Origin of the sequence: Psychromonas sp. Urea-02u-13 (assembly GCF_002835995.1) — a bacterium.
Lineage (GTDB): Bacteria > Pseudomonadota > Gammaproteobacteria > Enterobacterales > Psychromonadaceae > Psychromonas.
This window is the reverse complement of record NZ_PJBZ01000167.1, coordinates 1-2,584: the sequence shown is the minus strand read 5'-3', so window position 1 is coordinate 2,584 and position 2,584 is coordinate 1. Positions and strand designations below refer to the sequence as shown.

Here is a 2,584-nt window from a genome sequence, read left to right as displayed (position 1 = left end):
AAAAACTTCTTTATAGTGAAAACGAGTAGGTCGGGACACGAGAAATCCTGACTGAATATGGGGGGACCATCCTCCAAGGCTAAATACTCCTAATTGACCGATAGTGAACCAGTACCGTGAGGGAAAGGCGAAAAGAACCCCTGTGAGGGGAGTGAAATAGAACCTGAAACCGTGTACGTACAAGCAGTAGGAGCGGACATTGTGTTCCGTGACTGCGTACCTTTTGTATAATGGGTCAACGACTTAATTTCAGTAGCAAGGTTAACCGTTTAGGGGAGCCGTAGGGAAACCGAGTCTTAACTGGGCGAATAGTTGCTGGGATTAGACCCGAAACTTGGTGATCTAGCCATGAGCAGGTTGAAGGTTGAGTAACATCAACTGGAGGACCGAACCCACTAATGTTGAAAAATTAGGGGATGACTTGTGGCTGGGGGTGAAAGGCCAATCAAACCAAGAGATAGCTGGTTCTCCTCGAAAGCTATTTAGGTAGCGCCTCATGTATCACTGTTGGGGGTAGAGCACTGTTTAGGCTAGGGGGTCATCCCGACTTACCAACCCTATGCAAACTCCGAATACCAACAAGTGCAATCATGGGAGACACACGGCGGGTGCTAACGTCCGTCGTGGAAAGGGAAACAACCCAGACCGCCAGCTAAGGTCCCAAAGTATATGTTAAGTGGGAAACGATGTGGAAAGGCTTAGACAGCTAGGAAGTTGGCTTAGAAGCAGCCATCTTTTAAAGAAAGCGTAATAGCTCACTAGTCGAGTCGGTCTGCGCGGAAGATTTAACGGGGCTAAACATATCACCGAAGCTGCGGATGCTTAGATTTATCTAGGCATGGTAGAGGAGCGTTCTGTAAGCCGTCGAAGGGAAAGGTGTAAACCATCCTGGAGGTATCAGAAGTGCGAATGTTGACATGAGTAACGATAAGGGGGGTGAAAAACCCCCCCGCCGGAAGACCAAGGGTTCCTGTCCAACGTTAATCGGGGCAGGGTGAGTCGACCCCTAAGGCGAGGCCGAAAGGCGTAGTCGATGGGAAACGGGTTAATATTCCCGTACCCTTTATTATTGCGATGGGAGGACGGAGAAGGCTAGGTGGGCCTGGCGATGGTTGTCCAGGTTCAAGTATGTAGGCGGGAGACTTAGGTAAATCCGGGTTTCTGTTAACGCTGAGATACGATGTCGAGACACTACGGTGTTGAAGTCATTGATGCCATGCTTCCAGGAAAAGTCTCTAAGCTTCAGATAATAAAGGATCGTACCCCAAACCGACACAGGTGGTCAGGTAGAGAATACCAAGGCGCTTGAGAGAACTCGGGTAAAGGAACTAGGCAAAATGGTACCGTAACTTCGGGAGAAGGTACGCCACCGACGGTAATGTCCCTTGCGGATTCAGCTGTTGGTGGCCGAAGATACCAGATGGCTGCAACTGTTTATTAAAAACACAGCACTCTGCTAAATCGTAAGATGACGTATAGGGTGTGACGCCTGCCCGGTGCCGGAAGGTTAATTGATGAGGTTAGACTTAGGTCGAAGCTTTTGATCGAAGCCCCGGTAAACGGCGGCCGTAACTATAACGGTCCTAAGGTAGCGAAATTCCTTGTCGGGTAAGTTCCGACCTGCACGAATGGCGTAATGATGGCCATGCTGTCTCTACCCGAGACTCAGTGAAGTTGAAATCGCAGTGAAGATGCTGTGTACCCGCGGCTAGACGGAAAGACCCCGTGAACCTTTACTACAGCTTAGCAGTGAACTTAGAGCCTACATGTGTAGGATAGGTGGGAGGCATTGAAACCAGGTCGCTAGATTTGGTGGAGCCAACCTTGAAATACCACCCTTGTATGTTTTGAGTTCTAACCATGGCCCCTGAATCGGGGTTTGGGACACTGTTTGGTGGGTAGTTTGACTGGGGCGGTCTCCTCCTAAAGAGTAACGGAGGAGTACGAAGGTTGGCTAATCACGGTCGGACATCGTGAGGTTAGTACAATGGTATAAGCCAGCTTAACTGCGAGACAGACACGTCGAGCAGGTACGAAAGTAGGTCATAGTGATCCGGTGGTTCTGAATGGAAGGGCCATCGCTCAACGGATAAAAGGTACTCCGGGGATAACAGGCTGATACCGCCCAAGAGTTCATATCGACGGCGGTGTTTGGCACCTCGATGTCGGCTCATCACATCCTGGGGCTGAAGTCGGTCCCAAGGGTATGGCTGTTCGCCATTTAAAGTGGTACGCGAGCTGGGTTTAGAACGTCGTGAGACAGTTCGGTCCCTATCTGCCGTGGGCGTTTGAGAATTGAGAGGAGCTGCTCCTAGTACGAGAGGACCGGAGTGGACGAACCGCTGGTGTTCGGGTTGTATCGCCAGATGCATTGCCCGGTAGCTACGTTCGGAATCGATAACCGCTGAAAGCATCTAAGCGGGAAGCGAGCCTCGAGATGAGTTCTCACTGGAACTTTAAGTTCCCTAAAGGGCCGTTGGAGACTACAACGTTGATAGGCAAGGTGTGTAAGTGCCGTAAGGTATTGAGCTAACTTGTACTAATTACCCGTGAGGCTTAACCATACAAACTCTAAGAGTTTTGT

The 2,584-nt window shown here is 50.1% G+C and carries 1 rRNA gene; it reads left to right on the top strand.

Annotated elements, in window-relative coordinates:
• Positions 1 to 2,564 (top strand): 23S ribosomal RNA (locus CXF74_RS21010); the annotation flags it as partial.
• Positions 2,565 to 2,584: the final 20 nt, after the last annotated feature.